Source organism: Alphaproteobacteria bacterium, from assembly GCA_025800285.1.
Taxonomy (GTDB): Bacteria; Pseudomonadota; Alphaproteobacteria; order JAOXRX01; family JAOXRX01; genus JAOXRX01.
In genome coordinates, this window is the sequence record JAOXRX010000039.1 from 12,349 (window position 1) to 32,478 (window position 20,130).

General features: G+C 29.9%; 22 protein-coding genes and 3 tRNA genes. 5 read left to right on the forward strand and 20 right to left on the reverse strand.

The window, feature by feature from the left end; genetic code table 11:
- Positions 1-48 precede the first annotated feature (48 nt).
- Both fba and yihA read left to right on the forward strand, forming a co-directional pair.
- Positions 49-984 carry a class II fructose-1,6-bisphosphate aldolase gene (gene fba / locus OIF36_02220; GenBank protein MCV6599283.1) on the forward strand — a complete coding sequence of 312 codons (936 nt, stop codon included), beginning with the start codon at positions 49-51 and terminating at the stop codon, positions 982-984.
- A gap of 212 nt (positions 985-1,196) precedes the next feature.
- Entirely contained in the window at positions 1,197-1,829 is a 633-nt protein-coding gene (gene yihA, locus OIF36_02225) for a ribosome biogenesis GTP-binding protein YihA/YsxC (protein MCV6599284.1), read from the forward strand.
- On the opposite strand, the gene OIF36_02230 is transcribed toward yihA, so the two are convergent.
- Complete coding sequence (locus tag OIF36_02230) at positions 1,803-2,522, reverse strand: 16S rRNA (uracil(1498)-N(3))-methyltransferase (GenBank protein ID MCV6599285.1); 720 nt, start codon at positions 2,520-2,522, stop codon at positions 1,803-1,805. The two genes, yihA and OIF36_02230, sit on opposite strands and share 27 nt — an antisense overlap.
- A 116-nt stretch (positions 2,523-2,638) precedes the next feature.
- Between OIF36_02230 and OIF36_02235 the strand changes: the two genes are divergently transcribed.
- Positions 2,639-2,854, forward strand: coding sequence for a hypothetical protein (locus tag OIF36_02235; protein ID MCV6599286.1), 216 nt, complete (start codon positions 2,639-2,641; stop codon positions 2,852-2,854).
- Between the two features lie 95 nt (positions 2,855-2,949).
- On the opposite strand, the gene gap is transcribed toward OIF36_02235, so the two are convergent.
- The 9 genes from gap to OIF36_02280 form a co-directional block, all read right to left on the reverse strand.
- Entirely contained in the window at positions 2,950-3,954 is a 1,005-nt protein-coding gene (gene gap / locus OIF36_02240; GenBank protein ID MCV6599287.1) for a type I glyceraldehyde-3-phosphate dehydrogenase, read from the reverse strand.
- 283 nt (positions 3,955-4,237) lie between these two features.
- Complete coding sequence (locus OIF36_02245) at positions 4,238-5,320, reverse strand: divergent polysaccharide deacetylase family protein (GenBank protein ID MCV6599288.1); 1,083 nt, start codon at positions 5,318-5,320, stop codon at positions 4,238-4,240.
- Positions 5,277-6,641, reverse strand: coding sequence for a S41 family peptidase (locus tag OIF36_02250; protein MCV6599289.1), 1,365 nt, complete (start codon positions 6,639-6,641; stop codon positions 5,277-5,279). Before OIF36_02250 ends, OIF36_02245 begins: the two co-directional genes overlap by 44 nt.
- Positions 6,642-6,735: 94 nt before the next feature.
- Positions 6,736-8,052 (reverse strand): tRNA uridine-5-carboxymethylaminomethyl(34) synthesis GTPase MnmE, encoded by a 1,317-nt coding sequence (mnmE, locus tag OIF36_02255; GenBank protein ID MCV6599290.1) that lies wholly within the window; start codon positions 8,050-8,052, stop codon positions 6,736-6,738.
- A 136-nt stretch (positions 8,053-8,188) separates the two neighbouring features.
- Entirely contained in the window at positions 8,189-8,752 is a 564-nt protein-coding gene (locus tag OIF36_02260) for a GNAT family N-acetyltransferase (GenBank protein ID MCV6599291.1), read from the reverse strand.
- 140 nt (positions 8,753-8,892) lie between these two features.
- Positions 8,893-10,347 (reverse strand): pyridoxal-phosphate dependent enzyme, encoded by a 1,455-nt coding sequence (locus tag OIF36_02265; protein ID MCV6599292.1) that lies wholly within the window; start codon positions 10,345-10,347, stop codon positions 8,893-8,895.
- Between the two features lie 12 nt (positions 10,348-10,359).
- Positions 10,360-10,857 carry a hypothetical protein gene (locus OIF36_02270; protein MCV6599293.1) on the reverse strand — a complete coding sequence of 166 codons (498 nt, stop codon included), beginning with the start codon at positions 10,855-10,857 and terminating at the stop codon, positions 10,360-10,362.
- A 623-nt stretch (positions 10,858-11,480) separates the two neighbouring features.
- Positions 11,481-12,161 carry a DUF2778 domain-containing protein gene (locus OIF36_02275; protein ID MCV6599294.1) on the reverse strand — a complete coding sequence of 227 codons (681 nt, stop codon included), beginning with the start codon at positions 12,159-12,161 and terminating at the stop codon, positions 11,481-11,483.
- Positions 12,162-12,224: 63 nt separating this feature from the next.
- A complete protein-coding gene (locus OIF36_02280; GenBank protein ID MCV6599295.1) occupies positions 12,225-12,674 on the reverse strand; it encodes a DUF488 domain-containing protein in 450 nt (149 codons plus the stop codon).
- A gap of 44 nt (positions 12,675-12,718) precedes the next feature.
- Here OIF36_02280 and OIF36_02285 point away from each other — a divergent pair, with 44 nt between their 5' ends.
- On the forward strand, positions 12,719-12,871 hold the full coding sequence (locus OIF36_02285; GenBank protein MCV6599296.1) for a hypothetical protein: 153 nt from the start codon (positions 12,719-12,721) through the stop codon (positions 12,869-12,871).
- 277 nt (positions 12,872-13,148) lie between these two features.
- On the opposite strand, the gene OIF36_02290 is transcribed toward OIF36_02285, so the two are convergent.
- The 9 genes from OIF36_02290 to OIF36_02330 all read right to left on the reverse strand — a co-directional run bounded on the left by OIF36_02290 (position 13,149) and on the right by OIF36_02330 (position 18,148).
- Positions 13,149-13,254: transfer RNA gene (locus OIF36_02290), tRNA-OTHER, on the reverse strand.
- A gap of 240 nt (positions 13,255-13,494) precedes the next feature.
- Positions 13,495-13,737, reverse strand: coding sequence for an HNH endonuclease (locus OIF36_02295; protein MCV6599297.1), 243 nt, complete (start codon positions 13,735-13,737; stop codon positions 13,495-13,497).
- 63 nt (positions 13,738-13,800) lie between these two features.
- Positions 13,801-14,007 carry a KTSC domain-containing protein gene (locus OIF36_02300; protein ID MCV6599298.1) on the reverse strand — a complete coding sequence of 69 codons (207 nt, stop codon included), beginning with the start codon at positions 14,005-14,007 and terminating at the stop codon, positions 13,801-13,803.
- A 254-nt stretch (positions 14,008-14,261) separates the two neighbouring features.
- On the reverse strand, positions 14,262-14,648 hold the full coding sequence (locus tag OIF36_02305; protein MCV6599299.1) for a hypothetical protein: 387 nt from the start codon (positions 14,646-14,648) through the stop codon (positions 14,262-14,264).
- Positions 14,649-14,754: 106 nt separating this feature from the next.
- Positions 14,755-16,008 (reverse strand): DNA (cytosine-5-)-methyltransferase, encoded by a 1,254-nt coding sequence (dcm, locus tag OIF36_02310; protein MCV6599300.1) that lies wholly within the window; start codon positions 16,006-16,008, stop codon positions 14,755-14,757.
- A 97-nt stretch (positions 16,009-16,105) separates the two neighbouring features.
- Complete coding sequence (locus OIF36_02315; protein ID MCV6599301.1) at positions 16,106-16,804, reverse strand: Eco47II family restriction endonuclease; 699 nt, start codon at positions 16,802-16,804, stop codon at positions 16,106-16,108.
- A 320-nt stretch (positions 16,805-17,124) separates the two neighbouring features.
- Positions 17,125-17,201, reverse strand: a tRNA-Arg gene (locus OIF36_02320).
- Between the two features lie 21 nt (positions 17,202-17,222).
- Positions 17,223-17,300, reverse strand: a tRNA-Pro gene (locus tag OIF36_02325).
- Positions 17,301-17,431: 131 nt separating this feature from the next.
- Positions 17,432-18,148, reverse strand: a complete 717-nt coding sequence (locus OIF36_02330) for a hypothetical protein (protein ID MCV6599302.1) — start codon at positions 18,146-18,148, stop codon at positions 17,432-17,434.
- Between the two features lie 176 nt (positions 18,149-18,324).
- Here OIF36_02330 and OIF36_02335 point away from each other — a divergent pair, with 176 nt between their 5' ends.
- Positions 18,325-18,735, forward strand: a complete 411-nt coding sequence (locus OIF36_02335; protein MCV6599303.1) for a hypothetical protein — start codon at positions 18,325-18,327, stop codon at positions 18,733-18,735.
- An 84-nt stretch (positions 18,736-18,819) separates the two neighbouring features.
- Here OIF36_02335 and OIF36_02340 read toward each other — a convergent pair whose 3' ends face one another.
- Positions 18,820-20,049, reverse strand: coding sequence for a hypothetical protein (locus OIF36_02340; protein ID MCV6599304.1), 1,230 nt, complete (start codon positions 20,047-20,049; stop codon positions 18,820-18,822).
- Positions 20,050-20,130 lie beyond the last annotated feature (81 nt).

A 20,130-nucleotide genomic window follows, 5' to 3' on the forward strand; every position in this document is an offset into this window, starting at 1 on the left:
TATACTATATAAAATAGGAGTTAATTTAACAAAAAAAAGGATTTTAAAATGGAAAGACAATTAGTAAATACTAAAGAAATGTTCGAAAGAGCTCAAAAAGAAGGTTATACTATCGGAGCATTTAATGCGAACAACCTAGAAGCTGTTAAAGCTATTGTTGAAGCTTGTGAAGAAATGCAATCACCTGCAATTATTCAAGCATCTACAGGTGCTATTAAATATGCTGGTATGGAATACTTAATGGCAATGATGGAAGGTGCTCTAAAATCAAGCACAGTTCCTCTAGCTATTCACCTAGACCATGGTCCAGACTTTGAAGCTTGTAAAAAAGTTATAGATGCAGGATTTAAATCAGTTATGATTGATGGATCTCATCACCCACTAGAAGAAAACATTAGAATCACTAAAGAAGTTGTAGAGTATGCTCATGCAAGAGGTGTTACTGTTGAAGCTGAATTAGGAAGACTTGCTGGTGTTGAAGATGATGTTAATGTATCTGCTGAAGATGCTTCTTATACAATTCCAGAAGAAGCAAAAAGATTCGTTGAAGAAACAGGTTGTGACTCTCTAGCTATCGCTATTGGAACAAGTCACGGTGCATTCAAGTTCACAACAGAGCCTCAATTAGCTTTTGATAGACTTGAAGAAATCAGAGCTGTTTTACCAGAAAACTTCCCATTAGTGTTGCACGGAGCTTCTTCTGTATATCCAGAACTAGTTGCTAGATGTAATGAAAACGGTGGAGAAATTCCTCCAGCTATGGGTGTTCCAAATGAAATGCTATCTTATGCTGCTAAACACGGTATTGCAAAAGTTAATACAGATACAGACTTAAGATTTGCTATGACTGGAGCAATCAGAGAAACTTTTGTAAAAGATCCTGCTCAAATTGACCCAAGAAAATATTGTGGTCCAGCTAAAGAAGCTATGAAAGAGATCGTAAAACAAAAGATTGAAGTTTTCGGATCAGCTAACAAAGCTTAAAACGAATTTTTATTCAATTTAATATGATTGTTAAAGAAGACCTTGTGAAGATACAAGGTCTTCTTTTATTCTTGCATAATATTATACAAACTTAAATTAAAAAAATCTAATGTAAATCTAAGCTATATTTAAAGTAACAAACTATAATAAGTTGCAACTTTCTGTTTTATATGCTACAAACATATCAAATCAATTTATAAGGAATATTTATCATGGAATTTGAAAAAGGTATCGTCACAAAAGCAAGGAAAGAATTCTCAAAGCCAACTCAGTTTATGGCTGGGGTAACTTCTGAAAAAAACATGATAAATTCAAAACTAGCAGAGTTTGCATTTGCAGGAAAGTCAAATGTAGGAAAATCATCTCTTATAAATGCAGTTGTTGGACAAAAAAAACTTGCAAGAACATCAAATACACCGGGAAGGACTCAGCAAATAAACTTCTTTAAAATTGGAGACAAGATTATGTTAGCAGACATGCCTGGTTATGGTTATGCTAAAGTTTCTAAATCTCTAAGAAAAGAGTGGGATGGACTTATGGTTAACTATCTTAAAGGTCGTCCTAACCTAAAAAGAGCTTTTGTTCTAGTAGATTCTCGTCGTGGTTTAAAAGATCACGATAAACAGTTAATGAGTATACTTGATGAAGCCGGAGTTCAATATTTTATTGTATTTACAAAAAAAGATAAAGTTGGAATCAAAGAAATTGAAAGATTAAAACTTGAAACGGAGACTACTATCAAGAAGAATCCAGCAGCTTTCCCTGAAGTATTATTCACATCCTCTGAGAAAAAAGATGGTATTGATGAACTAAGAGCTCTAATGATAAGCCTGATTAGCAACTAGACAAGAAAGTATCATTATAACAGCGGTCTCTACCCTTAAAATATTATCTCCTAAAGAAATATTTTTTATATTATCTAATTTATTATTTATAAAGTCTTTTTCTTCTGCAGAAAATCCTCCCGCAGGGCCTATTATAATAGAAACCTCTTGATTAGACCCCATCTTTGATAAAGCAGAAAAAAGATTATCACCCACCCTGCTTTCATCAGCAAATAAGATTAAGTTATCATCTTTTATATCTCTTAATTTAATAGCATCATGAACTTTTGGCACATCTAATCTTTCACATTGTTCTGCAGCCTCAATAACTTGCAATCTCATTTTATCTTCTTTAAATAATTTACTATCACCAAAACTTGTAATAATTGGCTGAAGTTCTGAAACTCCAAGCTCTGTAGCTTTTTCTACTAAAAATGCTAAACGATGCTTGTTAGTAGAGCCAAAATATAACTTAATATTTGAAGAACATTTTTGCTCTTTTAACTGCTTTTGACATTCTGCTAATATAAACTTGTTTTTAACTTCTGTTATTTGAGCTAAATACTCTCCATCTTTGCCATTAAACACAGATATATAATCACCCTCTTTTATTCTCATAACATTTTTTAAAAAATGCAATTGTGGAGCGACTATATCAAGAGTTAGATTTTCTCTCAAAGGCTTTTCTATATATAATCTAGTTTTTATTTTCATATTTTCTAATCTATCTCTATTTTTATAAATTTGCAATTATTTTTTTAAAAATTCAAACCCTCTTTATTTTTTATAAAAAATATGATAAAATGAATCTTTATTTATAAGGAGAAATCATGAGAAAGAAATTATTAGCAGACACAGGTAGAGTTGCTTGGGATGCGATATTAGCTGGAGCAAGCATTGCATCAGCTTTTGCTATTTACAAAGCAACAAATGGCTTTAATTTTTCAGAGCAAAAAAGATCTAATGATATTATTATAATAAATCAAAAAACCAATCAACATTCTGAAGCTAATTTGGTTAATAAAAGCACTATTGGATTATTTTAATAATATCAAAAAGGTAATTAATTATATAAAAAAAGAGTCTGTTCAAAACAGACTCTTTTCTTCATTTACTCAAATTCATGATTTATATAAATAAATTATGCATTCATAAGTGCTACAGCTGTATCACTCATTCTGTTTGAGAATCCCCATTCATTATCATACCAAGTCATAATTCTAACGAAGTTACCTTCCATAACAGTAGTACCGTTTAGAGAGAAAGTTGATGAGTTAGGGTTATGGTTGAAGTCGATAGATACTAGTGGTTCATCATAAACACCTAGAACACCTTTTAATTCACCTTCAGAAGCAGCAATGATAGCATTGTTGATTTCTTCTACAGTTGTATCTTTTTTAGCTGTAAATTTTAGATCAACTAAAGATACATTTGGTGTAGGTACTCTAACAGCACTTCCGTGTAGTTTTCCAACAAGTTGTGGTAATACTAGACCAACAGCTTTAGCAGCACCAGTTGATGTTGGGATCATAGACATAGCAGCAGCTCTTGCTCTATGTGGATCTTTGTGAATTGAATCAACTGTGTTTTGATCACCTGTGTAAGCATGAATTGTTGTCATGTAACCTTTTTCGATACCGATAACTTCATCAAGAACTTTAGCTACTGGAGCTAGACAGTTTGTTGTACATGAAGCATTAGAAACGATAACATCTTCAGCTGTTAATGTGTCATGGTTAACACCATAAACAATTGTTTTATCTGCATCACCTGATGGAGCTGAGATAAGAACTTTTTTAGCACCAGCTTCTAAATGAAGAGCTGCTTTTTCTCTAGCTGTGAAGATACCTGAACATTCCATAACAAGGTCAACACCTAGTTCACCCCATGGAAGGTCAGCTGGATTTCTTTCAGCACAAACTTTAATTTCTTTTCCGTTCACGATTAGTGAGTTTTCTGTGAAAGATACTTCACCGTTGAATTTACCGTGTGTTGAATCGTATTTTAATAGGTGAGCGTGAGCAGATGCTGGCGCTAGGTCATTAATTGCTACGAATTCGATATCTGTTCTGCCTGATTCGATAGCTGCTCTAAAAACAAGTCTACCGATTCTACCAAAACCATTAATAGCTACTTTAATTGCCATTTTATAATTTCTCCTTATTGTTTAAATTTTTCCAAATGCATATAACATATACTTTTAGATCTATACACAAATCTGTTGAAATAATTTCTTATTTATAAATTAATTTCCATCGATTTAGATACATATATTACATTTTTATACTAAAAAGTCAAGAAAAACCCGATTCAATGGATAGCATTAACACTCTGTCTTTTTTATCAAATTAAATAAAACAAAAAATTAAGACTCTTGTTGTGCACACTAGCACTACAATAGAGTCTTAAAATATTAAAATAAAATTGCCTTAGAAGCCACTTGATATAGGGTATGTATTAACATTCTCCAACCATTCGCTAAGAGCTTTAATAACAGTTTCGGAGTAATCTCCCATTGCTATTACATAATCTTTATAAGAAGCGACCTTTTCAAGCTCATTAAGAGCACCAATAACAGCCTCCTTATTTGATATATCTTTATCTATGAAAACATAATTACTTGCATAAGGAACTCCGTATTCTTCTGCAACACCAGCTGCGACGGAATAATAATTAGATTTTGAGTCCAAAAATGCTAAATCTTTGCTTTTTATAGATGCCATTATTGGCTTCATTACATTAATGTGTTTCTTGCTAGTAACTTTGGATCCCATATCATTAGTAATAGCTATAGGCATATAAGAATTATCCAGCACAGTATCTAAAACATCCACATTCTCCATTGTTGAATTACCTGTAGTAATTGACAGTTCTGGAAGAGAAATGCTTTCGTTAAAAGGTTCCATTGTAATACTTACTATAAGATTATCAAAACCAGCTTCTTTCGCTTTCTTCATAGCTTCAAAATTACCATTTTTAAAAGCTAATCCAATTTCCTTGTTATTTGCTAAATATTTAATAACACTATCTATGTTCTCTGATGATATATCTGTCAAAACAATAGATATATTAGTTGATTTCACAACAACCTCTTCTTGTTCCTCAACAACACTATCTATAACACTTTCTTCATTAGCTTCAGAAACAACTTCTAAAGACTTTTCTTCAGAAACTAAATATGCTCCATTTAATGCTTCCCAAGAAGAATCTAATAGATTTTCATCTTCTAAACTCACCTCTTCATCATATGTAAATAATTCTTCTGCAACCAAATCAACAACAGGCTCAGCAGGAACAAAGCTTTCTAAATCTGCACTTGGAACCACTTCTACAACAACTGGCTCCTCAACAGTTATATAAACTTCATCAGACTTAGTTACTTCTAAAGAACCATAATCTGATCCACTCATAATATAAATAATAGATACAAAAGTTATTAATAATAAAAATACTACTATTTTATAAACACTACTTAACATCTTCCACCTTCTTATCTGCTTCTTTGTAATCATTTTGTTTTGCATATATTGCGATACCTTTTACAATTTCAATAGATCTGTTTAATTGATAATCATCTTTTTTATCACCAGAATTATCTTTGTTTTTAGGGTTTTTATCTTTTTTTTCACCCTTTTCTGGATTTTTAAGAGCCCCCTTCAAATCAGCTTCTTCTATTAGATATTTCTCCCAATCATTCTCTTTTTCTTTAAGCTCTTCATTTTTAATTTCGATATCTGGATCTATACCAAGAGCTTGTATAGAGTGTCCACTTGGAGTGTAATATCTTGAAGTTGTCATTTTTACAGCTGTTTTACCATTAACTAAAGGATAGATTGTTTGCACTGACCCTTTACCGAAAGATTTTGTTCCAACTATTACAGCTCTTTTATGATCCTTAAGAGCACCAGCAACAATTTCTGATGCAGAAGCAGAGCCTTGATTTATAATAACAACTATTGGTTTTCCATTTGCTTTATCTCCATTTGCAGCAAAAAACTTCATATTATCAACAGAATCTCTACCTTTTGTTGAAACTATCTCGCCACCATCTAAAAATGCTTCTGAAACAGCTATTGCCATAGTTAAAAGCCCTCCAGGGTTATTTCTTAAATCTAAAACATACCCATCAACATTAGCTCCAATTTCATCAAAAGCGGTTTCTAGCTCTGATTTAGTTTTTTGACTAAAAGTTGCAACTCTTATATATCCAATATTATCTATAACATCGCTTTTTACAGAGTCTATATTAATTATATCTCTAACGATTTTAACATCTCTAGGTTCTCCTTTTAAACCTTGACGAACTGTAAGTGTGATATCTGTACCAGGCTCTCCTCTCATTCTATCTACTGCATCATTTAAATCTATACCTATAATAGCTTCACCATCCAGATGAGTTATAAAATCACCGGACATAATACCTGCTTTTTGAGCTGGAGTATCATCTATAGGAGAAACAACTTTTACAACCTCATCCTCTGTTGTAATTTGAATACCTAAACCACCAAACTTTCCAGAAGTTGAAACTTGCATATCTTCTAGCTCTTTTTCATCCAAGAAAGATGAGTGAGGATCCAAAGATTTAAGCATACCATCCAAAGACAAATCTATTATCTCTTTATATGTTTTTTCATCTACATATCTTTGTTTAACAAGAGATAAAACTGCTTCAAACTTTTCAAGTTGTTTATAAGCATCTTGGAGTTCATCATAAGTCATGACCATGCCCTTTGGAGCATTATCTACTTTTTTTGTTTCTAATTTTTTATTATTTGCTGTTGCATTATAACCGCTAATCATTATAGCGATAAAAAACACGAAAAATCTTTTCATAAAAACTATCCTATCCCTGAAATTCATTATTGTTCATATATAACTTTAGCAAAACAACATATCAATTGCAAGTAAATAATAGCCTATAAATTAGTTATTTACCTATACAAAAATCCGAGAAAATTATATCTAAAAGCTCTTCAATTTCTACAGAGCCAGTAATTTTTCCTATCTCACGAATAGCAAGCCTAACATCTTCTGCTTGCAACTCTAAAACATTATTTTCTATTGCTCTATTAAGGGATTCCACCGCATTTTGCAAGAACTTTCTATGCCTCTCTCTTGTTACAGAAGCACTTCCTGCAGAGAACAACCTACTCTCAGTTTCTTGCTCTAATTTAGATAATAAAACATCAAGATTCATCCCTTTTAAAGCAGATATCTCTATCACATCCGAGGCTTTAGCACAAACAGCTTTATAACTATTTTCTTTTTTCTCTAAATCGCATTTATTGATAACCACAATAGAATCTTCATCTATTAAATCTAAACTTGTGTCATCAACATCTTTAGAGCAATCAAACATCACAACTTTTATATCTGCATTTTCAGCTTTTTTAAGAGCTCTTAATATGCCTTCATGTTCAATTTCATTATCCGCCTCTCTTATACCTGCGGTATCAGAAATTATTGCAGGATAACCATTCAAATCCAGATGAACATCTATAACATCTCTTGTTGTACCCGCTGTATCAGAGACTATTGCAACTTCTCTTTTTGCTATTGCATTCATCAACTGAGATTTACCAGCATTAGGAGCTCCTAATATCGCAATAGACAACCCCTCTCTAAGTTTTTCCCCTCTTCCATTATCATTTAAGTGATTATCAATCTCTTGTAAAACCCTCTTAATTTTTGGAGAAGTATTATCAACATCAATCTCTTCATCAGAGAAATCTATCACGGCCTCTGTATAAGCCATAATCTCTTTTAAATCTTTTCTCCAACCTTCATATAACCTACCTAGCTCACCCTCCATTTGCCTTAGAGCTTGCTTTTTCTGAGCTTTTGTTTCAGCATCTATTAAATCAGCAATAGCTTCCGCTTTTGTAAGATCCATTTTACCATTTTCAAATGCTCTACGAGAAAACTCTCCTGGTTCAGCCATACGGAAATTCTTAATTTTAGACAAAGCCTTTAACACTCCATCAATAACTGCTCTACCGCCGTGAATATGTAATTCTACCACATTCTCCCCAGTGAAAGACTTAGGAGATTCAAAATATATTACTAGAGCATCGTCTAATAACTCTTCGTTATCGTACAAATATCTAACACTTGCCATTCTATGTTGAGGCAAAGGTTTATTTGTTAAAACTTGCAGAGATTTTTCTGCTTCTGGCCCTGAGATTCTAATTACACAGACACCTGCTTTAGTTGCTCCACTTGAGATTGCATAAATATTTTCCATATCCGGACTATACTATTAATATCCATTTTTGTCAAAGAATTAATATTCTTACTACAATAAACCAATTTTATACATAAAACCATATAGATTTACCTATATCACTTACAACTAATTATATATCTATATATCTACATATCTACAAGTTAAAAAATTTAGCTATCATATAAAGATCTGTCATATTGCCGTCAATTAGAGCTGTATTCTTTTGACATCCCTCAATTTCAAAACCATATTTCTTATATAATCTTATAGCCTTTTCATTATAAGTTCTAACCGAGCCCTCTAATCTCTTTATTCCTGATTTTTCACAATGAGCAATTATTTCACTCATAAATTTGCTACCTAATCCAACTCCCCAATAATCTTTAACAATCATAGTTGCAAAATTAGAAATATGTTCCAACCATGGATGCAATGGAGAAACCTGAGTTAATCCAATTAAACCCACAATATTTTCAGTTTTTTCTTCAATAGCAATAATTATGGAAGATATTTCTGCCTCATTATGTTGTTTCCAAACTTGTAATATTTTTTCATCTGGAGCTTCTGGTCGTAATGGAGTTTGATTTGTAAAAGTTGTTTCTTCACCAATTACTTTGATAAATTCTCTGAATTTTGGCAAATCTTCCGGCTTAGGACTACGGAGAATAATCTCCCTACCATCTTTTAACTTATACTTTTCTGCTTTATATTCTGACATAGCTCTCCCTCCTCTAAAACTCCTTATATCATATATACCTACAATATTTTAATAATAAAATCAAATTGTATCTATCAAAAAATTTATATAATGATAATTATTATAAATATAAATTTAAAAACTATCTAGAATAACACCTATTAGCTCTTTTTATTTTTTAACTTTAAATCACATTTACATATATCTGAAACCCTAAGCAAATCTAAATCAGACCATTTAACAAAACCTTCTAATAAAGAATAGCTATCTATACCTTTATTTGCATAATATTTGGCAATCAAATAAGACAGCTCTCCATATTCACAATAAAATAGCACTCGGCGACCTTCCCATTTAGCCAAATATTTTTGATGGTTATTTATTAGCTCATCCTCAAGTATGTTAACACTATTAGGCAGTCTAGAGTGAACAAATTTATCATTATTTCTAACATCAACAATAATATTTCTCGTATTTATATCCATACTCTTAAACTTTGAAGTTGAACTTTCATATATTGTTTTTATAGTTTTTTGAGGAGATATAGATATTTTTTTATTTTCTTTACTATAATTAAAAGTAATTTTATTTTCAGCAATTAATAATTCTTCATTTATTATTTTCGGAAATTTATTTCTAGGTAGACACTTGAAATATGTATCTAAATATGGAAAGGGAGAATCACATCCTATAAATACAACATTTATTCTACCTTGTTTATTTCTAATTTTATCCAATAAATTATTTCTTTTAAGTTTCATTATATATTTAAGAGTTCCCGCTAGATTAAAACCAGAGCTTGGTCCTAATAATAATCCAGATCTACATAACTCTAAGCTTCTTAAATAGGAGTCATATGTGCTTACATCTATTATTTCATCTATATCCTTTTTCCAATCAAAATCAATCATTCTCAATAAGCCTAGAGTTCTTGGTCCAGATATTATGTTGTTAGGTTTTCTTACTATTCCAGATATTTTTAAATTTGGTAATTTTTCTTTAAGGTATTTAGCGCAACCAACCATGCTTCCTGTTGTTCCTAATCCAGTAGAAAATATTTGTATATCTCCATTTAATTGTTCATAAATTTGAGGTGCTGTAATTTTATAATGTGATTCAGGGTTGTTTTTATTGCTGTATTGATTCGGGTTAAACCATTTTTTTCTTTTCCCCATATTTTTAGCTATTTGAATTCCAGAGCTTAAATCACTTGGATCTGGACATAAAGGCTCATTATTAGCTTGCACTTCAGCCCCTGATAATAAGAGCATTTGTAATTTACCGATAGAGGTATCTTTTGCTGAAATAAGCACTCTAGTTTTTTTGAACCCAAAAATTTTAGATAATATACTAAGAGAAAATGCCGTATTTCCTGAAGAATTCTCAATTATATTATGTTCTTCTAACTTTTTATGTTTATCCAACATATTATAGGATGGTATAGACTTTACATTCATTAATGGAGTAAAACTTAACATCTTTACAAACACATGAACTTCATCATTGTAAAAAGGATTTAACTCTTCTGGTATCTCGATTAATGGAGTAACATGGTTTTTAGGATTTAAAAAATCCTGCACTCCTTTTTTCCCTTTAAATACATTGTCTGATATCATACCATATCCTTTTTATAAATTTATTTTTTCTTCACCATTTTTCATATTATTTTTATGTTCTTCGCTGCGCTTTATTTTACCATCCTCATTATACCATATAACTAAACCATTAGTTTCTCCATTAATTAAATTTGCTTCATATTTTAAATTACCATTTTCATAATATTCTATATATTTACCATCTAACTCTCCATTTTTACAGCTATGAGTGAATTCAATTTGCCCACTTTTATAATATCCTGTTTTATTATCACACAAGGTATTTAAATAAATGTTATGAGATTTAAGTTCTCCACTTTTATAGTATTCTTTGATGGTTGAATATCCTTTTTGATTATTTTTATAGAAGGTGTCTGAATCTACTAATTTATCTTCTAAAAAATATTCCTTATTTTTTATATAAGTTTCTTCATATGCTCCCATTAATAGAAATGCAGGTATCATTATAAATGTCGTGAATATTACGGATATAATAACATATATTTTTTTAAAAATTCTTGTTTTATTCATTTAAACCTGCCTAAACTAAAAATAAAGAAACTATAATAACTAAAAAAGAAAGTCCTAAGAAGAAACTAAATGTGATAACACAAATTGTCTTATAAAAATTCCAGATAAAATTAAGAGCTTTCTTCATAAGATATTAATATAAACAATGTTTTAAATAAAATCAATTTTTTATTTGATAAAACATTATTTTTGATTTATAAAATTATTTATGAAAAAACTTATTTTAATTTTAGTAATTTTATTTATTTAAAAGTTTCTTTTTAATTTATGATAATACCAATGATATATCCTAGAGTAATTAGTACAAAATATAATATTCCTAATATAAAGCATGAAAATAATATTGAATATTTTTTAGCCAAAGAGTTTTTATAATTAAAAAACATGGGGATTATTCTTATAAAAATTAAAGAATAGATTAGTGTAATTATTATTGTAAAAGTTAATAATATTCTATATTCATTTATAGAATCACATTTTAAACAATATGGATTAATATTAAATAAATTTAAATTCCAAAAAATAATTTGGCAAATAGATATAATAGCATATCCAACCCAACCCAATATGAATATTGCGTTGGGAATTAACTCACTCTGTATTATGTTTTTTATTTTCATGTTTTAATATCTTACTCTTAATTCTAATTCAGTATCGTATTCTTCAAAAACATCAAGAAACTCAGACATGCTTCCTGCTAAGTCGATACAACCAGATGAACCAAAGGAAGTTCCGCCATGTATAGAAAAACCATCTCTTCCTTTCATATCATTTTCCTTATCTGGAGTCAACCATATTCTCTCGTTACCCCAAGAATCTTCTCCACCTGGCCAACTAGTATATCTTTTAATAAAAGAATAATCTTTTCTCCTTTGAACATTACTAGGAGATATCGTGTAGGTTCCTGCTGGTAAAGGTCCTTTGTTTTTTACCCCAGTAAACTCTTCTCCTTGATAATCTTCTTTTCCAGACATTGCATAACAAGCATCTACAACAGTTTTATTTTCCATTAAAGCTAAAGCAGTGCCATCAAATGTTAAATAAACTTCTATGTTTTCAATATAGCATTTGCAATTTGGATGAACAGGTAGTTTGGGTATGCCTTCAACTTTAGTGTATGTTGTGCCATCAAGTGAAGCACAATTTTCACAAACTTTACTTGTATCGCCTTTAGTATTGTGTATTTTCCACTTTTTAATATTTTTACCTGCTTGAGGTGTTTGGTTGGGAGTATCGCTACTGCTTCTAACAGCTCTGCCTGTGGCGTCATAATTTATATTGTCTCTACCGAATGCTCTAGTCATATTATACTCCTTTCTTTCTCCAATAAAAAAAGCCCTGTCTTGCGACAGGGCATTATAAAATTGTTAAGAAAAATGTACAATCTCAATATCAGTAAAGTATTTTTGTAAATATTCTGCTAGCAACCTGCGATGGCAATATTTAGGTTTATCTTCATAACACATTAGACAAGCATTATTTAAATTTATATCTTTAAAAATATCAATAATATCTCTTTGTTTGATTAAGTCAATATAATCTGTTTCATATTTCTCCCAACGAACAGAAAAAGGAGCATTGCCTCTTTTTATATTCTCAAATATTTCAATACTAGGAGCACACTCTATTTTGTGCTTATAATCTATTTTATAATATGCAAGACATTTATATAGTTCTTTCTTGCTCGCATATCCATATTTAGAGTTTGTATTCTTTAAACGAATATCTATTAAAGATTTTACTCCTGCTTTTTTAAGTAAAGAGAAAAATTCATCAGCTGATTTATTTTCAAAACCTATAGTGTATAATTTAATCATGCAATAAGCATATATTAATAAAGAATAAATATCAAGAAGGTTTTATGGTTAGTGAGAAAACATTTCAAGAAACAAAAGAAGGACTAAGAAAATTACTTAAAGAGAGAGGTGTAGAAAAAACAGATAAAGAATTAAACCAAGAAGTTTATAAGCTTATAGAGTTAGTATATTTAGCATTAGAAATGTCAAATAAATAAAGGTACTTTTGACTAGTTTTTACTAACGAGGGTAGCGGGAACCCCAACGAATATCTAGTAACACTAAATAATTTTTGGTTGCCAGTTACCACCCTCTAGACCTTTGTGGAGTTCAAACACGAGTGGCAACCCAGAGCTTTGGGTTGTCACTCTGCGGAGAGCAATAAAAATATGCCTATTTTTCTAGACTTTTATAGTGATTTTTAATCGATTATAATTTCTATATTTTAGATATAAAAAAAGCCCTTGAAGCTACAGCTACAGGGCTTTTTATAAATGGCGAACTCGACAGGATTCGAACCTGTGACCTACTGCTTAGAAGCAGAGACAGCTTTAAAGAAATAAATCAACTAAAACAAAGTCTTAGCTAGACACACAAATCCTTTCAAAGACACTTTCGTTTTATTAATTGTTGCTAATCATTGCTATTTGTTGCCTATTATTGTCCTCCAGATGCTACCCACTTTGCTACCCATTTTATATACGACTAACTGTTATAAAAACAGTCAGTCACAGAAAATTAAAGAAACAAATATACATTAAACAACTCTTTTTAATGCTTAGTATATTTAATATTAAAAAAGAAGGGCTTTTAAAAGCCCTTCTAAAAACAATAATAAAATCTATTTTTTTATTTTATCACTTTTTTCTCGGTTTGCTTCCCAATGAAGAGGTTGTAAATTTCTAATATTATTAGAACCACCTTTGGACTTAGGATGCTTATGATCCACTTCCCAACCATACTCACCTAAAGTTCCATATGAAGGTTTTCTAATTTTATTGCCGTTAGAATCTCTTCTCCAAACATCTGGGTTTTTTCCTCTTATAGGCTTACCTTTATCCCAAATATTGTCTATTTTAGACATAGTTAAGTTCCCTTTCTTGAAAATACTTAGTCTAATGGGCAGAATATAATTCTACCCATAGCTTTACATAACTCTTTTATAATTATAGATATCTCTTATATGGTTATGAAAAAATTTACCATGAGATGATGCATTCATTAAATCTTTAAAAAGATTTTCAGACACACCATAATATTGGTAAACACTATTATTGTGAAAACCAACTTCAAGGATATTTCTATCATAACCAATATCATTAATCATAGAAGATTTTACATACTTTCTAGTCATCATGTATCTCCATATTATTGAGCATTTTAACCACACACTCAATTATTAACTTGACAAGGGTGTATAAGCATGATACTATCAAGTTCTCTCGTCTCGATAGGTTAAACCTTATCATTCGAATTTGAAGTCGCCATGTTAGTAGCATGTCGGCTTCTTTTAATATTGAAACACAACAAATCTTTCAATATTATTTCTTTATATCACCTTTATATCATTAAGTCAACTATAAAACTATTTTTTTATTAACTGTTAACCTAACTATTAAGATTAGAAACAACTTTACTGTTTCTTACTTTTTTACTTTCTAAATCTATTTCTATCCAACCCCTCTCATCTATTCTTGTGTCAAAATAACTTGTTTTTTCAGGCATTATATTAAAACAATTAAAAAAACTTTTTGCTGCTATATTAGCTCCATAAGCCCCCTTTCTTATTTTAATAGCTCCCTCAGCTGTTTTATCATTTAACATTTCAATACCTATCTTTTTACATTCTCTATCATAATACAAAACAACATAAGAATAATTATCTATTAAATATTTCTTTCTAGAACCTTGGTTCAAACCTATATTTCCATTTGTATTTACCGAACACCTCGGAGAAAAACTACCTCCAACTTGTGTAAATTTTTGATAAGCCATAATCAACCTCCTTGCAAAATAAAAGACTATAAAAATAGTTATATACTATTTTTATAGTCTTGTCAAGCAGTTTACATCACTTAATACACCCAGTTAATAAACCACACTAAAACAACTCCCCTTGTTTATCTGTGATAATTTCTTCTTTTTCTATAATCACATCTTCTATATCAAACTTTTTATCTAACATAGCTATTAAACACCTACCTATATGATATCCTAAATTAACAGGGACTGCATTGCCTATTTGTTTATATTGAGCACACATAGAACCTTTAAACTCCCAATAATCTGGAAATGTTTGTATTCTTGCATATTCTCTAACATTTAATGGTCTAGTTTCCTCGGGATGACATCTTTCAGTTTGTTTCTGAGCTGGAGAACAAGTTAAAGTTAAACTAGGTTCATCCCATGACAACCTTCTAGCCATTCCTGTTCTTCCCCCCGTATGATAAAAACTTTTTCCCATATATTCTTTTTGAACTTCTTCAGGCAAATCTCTCCAACACCCTCCTGCAGGAACTTGTTTTAAAACTTTATATTTCTTCTCGGGATATTTTTGTCCTTCAGACTTAGGACAATCTTTTAAAGCTTCCCTCATAGAAATTGTATAATCTTTTTCTTTTGGAAATATAAAAGGTATATTTAAGTCTTCTCTTATAACTATTATTATCAACCTTTCCCTTTTTTGAGGAACATCTAAATATTGAGATCTTAATACTTTATAATGAACTTTGTATCCCAATTCCCTTAATGCATTACACATTGTTTTTAATGTTTTACCATTATCATGTCTTAAAAGACCTTTAACATTCTCTCCAACCGCAATTTTAGGATTAGTTTCTTTGATACATCTTGCAAATTCAAAAAACAAAGTTCCTCTTGTATCTTCAAACCCCATACTTTTACCAGCATAACTAAATGTTTGACAAGGGAATCCTGCTTGCACTATATCAACTTTATTTCTATATTCTTTAAAATCAAGATTTCTAACATCTTCATGAACTATGTTAGCATTAGGAAAATTAAATCTTAATGTTTCAACCGCACTTTTATCTATTTCATTTAATAATAAATGATTTAAGCCTGCATTTTCAAATCCTAAAGAAGTTCCTCCCGCTCCTGCAAAAAGTTCTATTATATTATAGTCTGTTTTTATATTACTTTTTAAAATTTGAAAATTATTATCATTAGAAACTCCATTTAATTTAGAATTTAATCTTTGCACTTCCTCCAAATCAAAAACTCTATAATTTTTCTCATCTCTTTGAGATTTTATAAGACCTTTTTTATCCCATCTTCTAATTGTATCTACAGAGACTTCTAATTCTTCACTTACCTGATGAACTGTTAAATTCATTATTTCAACTCCTTTAAAAAATAAAATTCATTACTATAAATTATATATAGCAATACCCATTGCATAATGCAAGGGTTATTTTATATTTTTATAAATTTTATTGAAATGCTCTATCAAAAAGCTCTTTAAACAAAGGGTCTTTAATGATTTTCTTTTTATCATTTTTAACTATATCAGATATTATATGAGGCAAAACATTGTATAAGTCATAGATAGCATTCTTATCTCCAGTTGCTATTTCATAAAAAGTAGCTCCATCAATTTCTCTAATATTTTTATTCTTAGGTCTTCTTTTCCCTGCTTTTCTATTATCAGATGGAGTAAATTCTTTATCAAATCTCTTTTTAGTTAATATGGCAACATAATAAGCAACATATCCTTCATATTTAGACTTAGTTAGAGATTTTAAATCATCATATATTGCAACTTTATGATTACCTTTTGTAGTGTTAAATTTATTTTTAATTTCAGCTATAATTTTTTTATCTTTATTTACTAAATCTGCCACTCCTCCAGTTTTTAAGTCTTTCCAACCAATTACTCTTCCTAGAATCTTTTGATGAAAATTGCCAATAGCATTCTGCAAACTTTTTTGGATTTGTCTTGATTTTTCAGTAGCTAACCATTCTTCTAAAGACATCTTATGAAAAGAAGCATCAAATAAAGCAGAAAAAGGATCTACAATATTAGAATGCAAATCTTTTTCTATATCTTTAGATTTAACTTCTAAAACATCAACTATCTCCTGACATAATTCATATAAATCTTTTTCACTAATCCATTTAAGTTTTTTCATAAATAACCACCTTAATTTAAACATACTTATGTGTTTATCACTATATATTTAAAAAATCAAGTTTTTTAATTGCACCAATTTTGCACTATGACTGACTGATAGTTTTTCAGATAACCTGCAACAGCTAACACATTAAAATATAACAATATTATTGTAACATACTGCCATAATAAATTATATTTTTGAAAAAAACATCGTTGAAAGCTACTGTCACAAAGAGTTTGCAAGTTTGCTACCCACCTATAAAATCACTATTTTTTAAACTTAAATTTAAACAAATAAAAAACCCGTCAAAGCTAGTGCTGACGGGGTTTTATAAATGGCGAACTCGACAGGATTCGAACCTGTGACCTACTGCTTAGAAGGCAGTTGCTCTATCCAGCTGAGCTACGAGTCCTCTTGCCGTTATTAGTTCAAATGGTCGGGATAGCAGGATTCGAACCTACGACCCCTTGTACCCAAAACAAGTGCGCTAGCCAGACTGCGCCATATCCCGATTGAACTGAGCATTTTATACACTCTTTTTTAAAAAAAATCAAGTCTTTTTTTATTTTTTTTAAAAAATATTTAAATTAACCATTTATTAACATAAAAAAATATATTCATTGATTATGTGTTAATAAATAGTTAATTAATTCCTTTATACATTTCCATTAATGCTTTTTTTCTAGCTTGTAATTTAACAGGAGCTTTTTTCTCTTCCAGACTTACCTCATCATGACCCTGATTTTTATCTGAGAATTTATCTCTTATATACATCTCTGCTTTATATATATTACTATCTATAAAGTCAACTATATCTCTACTAGTCTCTCTAGGGCCATACATTAAAAAAGCCAACCCAGCCCCTAAAGAAGTTGTTGTAATAGATGTAAACCTTAAAGTCCTTCTAACACCCTCTTTGGCAAGCTCTATTTTACGAAGCTTTTTACCTCTTACCATATAATCTTCAGACAATTTATCTTTTGATGTAACTTGAGCTGCAAAATCATGCAACTCTATATTTTTAACATTAGGATCCTTAACAGCAGATATAATTGCTTGATAACCACCTAAAATACTTCTATAGTAGCACTCTTTATTTCTTTTGTGTTTATAATACCTTCTTAGCACTATTTTCTTTGGTTTTAATAATGCTTTACCCAAAATAGATTTTTTTCTATATTTAGATAAAAAATTAGCATATTTACCATGCCATTTCGTAGCAATTTCATTAGTATAAGCATATAAATAAAGATACTTCTCATCTATAGTACCATCAAATTTAGGTTTTAATCTTTTTCTAAAAAATAAATTAAGAGAACGAAAGCCTCTCCATGTTTTACCTATTACTTTACCTATCATAAATCATCCTCTTAATATTGTTGAACCAAGTACTTTACATATCAAATATTATCATATATATTCTTTGAATGCAATATATTTATAATAATTATTCAATAAAATAAGAAAAAGCTTGACATAGTTATTTAAAAGATAGATAATGAAGTTACAGAACAAATATTTTGGGAGAAGATATTATGGATTATGTACAAAGAGACTCAAGAGAGGTTTGCAGTAGAGTTGAAGCCCACACTAATAACTTAGGAGGATTCCTGGATGCTTTTGCTGTACTTTACCTTGCATCTTTAAAAGCGATAGCTTATACAGCAATATTTTATATTAAAAGGCCAAAAACTTTTTATCACCATGCGCTGTTTGCATCCACCTGTTTTTTAGGTTCACAATTTGCATCTAGTGGAGCGACAGATTTATTGGCTGATAAATTTATAGAATACAAAAGATCTAAGTATGTTAAAAGCTGTTTAAAAACACCAGAAAACACAAACAAAAAAGATATTATAAAAAAATTTAGAGAAACAGTAAAAAAAGAAAATGCTTCAATAACAACAAAAAAACAAAGACCTACAAATTTAACAGCAAGCATTTAATATAATTAACATTACTCTATAGCAAAAAAAGAAGCTTTATATACATAAAAAGCTTCTTTTTTTTTATGACAAAACACACTTCAATTAATCATTAGAAATATTTTTAAAAATATTTAAAACCCCCTTGACTCTACCATCATTAATTCTAGGTCTAGAGTCAATATTATTATCAACAGATGCAATATATTTAGGAATTACATTTACAATACTACTTTTTAATTTGTCTAAACCGCCCCACTTATCATACTTACTAATATTCACCCCTGAATAACCAAGACTTACATATAAATTATTTTCCCCATTAGTTTCTTTTATAAATAAAGAAGAGCTTTTAACATTAGACCTCTTATTATAAGAATTATACATAACAACATTATCTATAACAGGAAGACCTCTAGTATCATTGTATAAATTCAAAGTTTCCTTTAAGAAAAATGGATAAAGATCTTTTGGATTTACAACACTCAATGCTTCATCAATATCATCTATAGCCTTAAAATATTTTTCATTAAATGGATCGTATAATTCTAAATTAATCATATTAATATTAGCTAACATCTCTTTACTTTGCCTTGAATCTATAGAACTTTTTTTAACCAATATAGAAAAGTCTTTCCACATAGGACTTTCAAAATAAGATTTCAAAAACCCCCTACCATTATCATTACGATCAGACTGGAAAGCATCTAAGGGACTAACTTTTACCTCCTCAAAATATATAATTAATGTTTTATCTTTAAGATTTGATACAATCCTATTTAAACCAGACACAGCATCATTTACTTCTTTCTTTGATAACGCATCCATTTCAGTTTTTGAAACGGTTTCCATATACTCTTCATAATTAAAAAATACTTTTGGCAAATTAGTTTTATTTTTTATACCAATCCCTGTTGTTACTAACCAGCCTGAAAGAGCCCCTCCCAAAACCAAACAAGTTGTATTTTTTAACCAATTCTTAACACTATTTAAAGCTTTGTCCCCATCTTTTCTATCACCAAGCATTTTAGAGTATATAGAATTTCTATGCTTTTTGAATCTTTTCAAAAAGATTCTCAAAGAATTACTTCTGTCTTTCCCCTGTTCTAAATCCTTAATTAAAATATTCTCTATACAACTATTGGTTTTTCTGACATGATCACAAGTATCTTTAAAACAATCAAAAGAAATCTGATTACCGCACTTAAAAACATCTTCAATATTATAAAGATTAACTATATCCTCTGTTTTTAAGACCTCCGCCTTGTTTAAAGTTTTGTTTACAGATTGCACTTTAAAGTTAGAAATCGACATATTACCCCCTTTAAAAATCATTTTTTTACTTTTATAAGTATAACACACGGAAAAACTAATTTCAAGCGCAAATTAAAATAATAAAAAAAACCTTGCAAATTA